Origin of the sequence: Actinoplanes sp. NPDC026623 (assembly GCF_040638275.1) — a bacterium.
In the GTDB taxonomy this organism is placed as follows: Bacteria; Actinomycetota; Actinomycetes; order Mycobacteriales; family Micromonosporaceae; genus Actinoplanes.
Genome location: NZ_JBEZXZ010000432.1, coordinates 1 through 1562, shown reverse-complemented (window position 1 = coordinate 1562; position 1562 = coordinate 1). Strand labels below are relative to the sequence as shown.

General features: G+C 77.2%; 2 protein-coding genes and 1 pseudogene. 1 reads left to right on the top strand and 2 read right to left on the bottom strand.

Annotated features, from left to right (window positions below):
- A pseudogene (locus tag AB0F10_RS45555) lies at positions 1-349 on the top strand (hypothetical protein); the annotation flags it as partial.
- 10 nt (positions 350-359) lie between these two features.
- On the opposite strand, the gene AB0F10_RS45550 reads toward AB0F10_RS45555, so the two are convergent.
- Together AB0F10_RS45550 and AB0F10_RS45545 are read right to left on the bottom strand one after the other, a co-directional pair.
- On the bottom strand, positions 360-761 hold the full coding sequence (locus tag AB0F10_RS45550) for a hypothetical protein (protein WP_360640850.1): 402 nt from the start codon (positions 759-761) through the stop codon (positions 360-362).
- Positions 762-799: 38 nt separating this feature from the next.
- Positions 800-1562: ROK family protein (locus AB0F10_RS45545; RefSeq protein ID WP_360640848.1), on the bottom strand; the 763-nt coding region annotated here is incomplete at its 5' end.

Genomic DNA, 1562 nt, shown 5'->3' with positions numbered 1-1562 from the left:
GCCCGCCGCCCCCGCCCCGCTGCCGCCGCCCGCGCCGGCACCCTCCGGTCACCTCGAGTACGCGGGGATAGCCCTGCTCACCGCGGGTTCCGTGGTGCTGCCGGTGATCTGCCCGCTCGCCGGGCTGCTGCTGGTCTCCGGGTCGCCGCGCTGGAGCCCGGCGCAGAAGACGGCGGCCTGGGTACTCACCGCGCTGCCCGCGCTGCTCACCTTCGTGATGGTGCTGGGCGCGCTGGCGTTCGGCGGCGGCGCCGAGGTCCTGGTCCTCGGCTACCTGGCGATGGTCGCGGGCGCCGTCATCGCGGGCCTCTCCCTGCTGCCCGGCCTGACGGCGCGGCGCCGATACTGAGGCTGGCGCCTCAGGCCTCGGCCGGGCGGCGCAGCGCGGCGCGGGCCAGCATCGCGATGGAGAACGCGGAGTGCGCCAGCAGCAGGCCCGGCATCCGGAACGTGCCGCCCGCGAGGAAGCCCGCGCCGACCGCGGCTACCGCTCCGGCGGCCACCGAGAGCAGTCCCCCGATCGCCGCCTGCGCCACGCCGGCCGTGCCGCGGACGACGGCCGCGAAGCCGCCGACCGCGGCGGCGAGGGCGAGCAGCAGCACCACCTGGGTGGCGGGCGAGCCGAAGGCCGCCTGGATGGCCACCTCGGGAACGCCGGAGCAGAGCGCGACCGCGACCGGAAGCTCGAACAGCGGCGGCAGCAGCCACATCAGCTGGGCCGACCAGCGGTCGGTCGCCGTGCTCGCCGTCGATCCAGCCATGGGACGCCTCCGTCGATAGATCCGGGTCCAGTCTCCTCCTACCCCGCAACTCCGGCGTTCAGCGGGTCGGTGAGCAACTGGTCGAAGGCCAGCTCACCCGCGCCGATCAGGACGGCGTCGCGGCCGAGCGCCGCGGCCCGCAGCCGCACCCGCTCGCGGGAGGCGGGCAGCGCGATCCCGTCCAGGCGGCGGCGCACCACACCGGCGCCGGCGGCGTAGACCTCGCGCAGCGAGCCGCCGAAGACCACCAGGCCGGGGTTGACCACGTTGACCAGGGTGGCCACGCCGAAGCCCAGCCAGTCGGCGACCCGATGGACGGCGGCGCGGGCCGTGTCCTCGCCGCACGCGGCGGCGCGCAGCACCTCCAGGACCGCGCCCGGCTCCGCGGGGTCGCGCCCGGCGTGCCGCAGCAGGGCGGCCGCCCCGATCTCGGTCTCCCAGCAGCCGCGCGAGCCGCAGCCGCAGACCACGCCGGCCGGGTTGACGACCATGTGGCCGACCTTGCCGCTGTGCCCGCGATGGCCGGTGACGAGCCGGCCGCCGGTGATGATGCCGGCGCTGATGCCGAGGTCGCCGTGCAGATAGACGACGTCGTCGAGGCCCGCCGCGACCCCGCGGACATGCTCGGCCAGCGCCGCGATGTCGGCCGTGTCCCCGGCGACGAAGCCCGGACCGGAGGGGAATCCCGCGGTAAGGGCGGCGGCCAGTTCCTCGTCGGCGCGGCCGATCCGGATCCGGCCGCCGGCGTCGCGGGTCGTGTCCGCCACGGCGACGGCGCCGCCCGCGCACCGCGCGCCGGCG

Coding starts and splice junctions, on each gene's coding strand:
- AB0F10_RS45550 (WP_360640850.1), bottom strand. CDS start 761: ATGGCTGGATCGACGGCGAGCACGGCGACCGACCGCTGGTCGGCCCAG.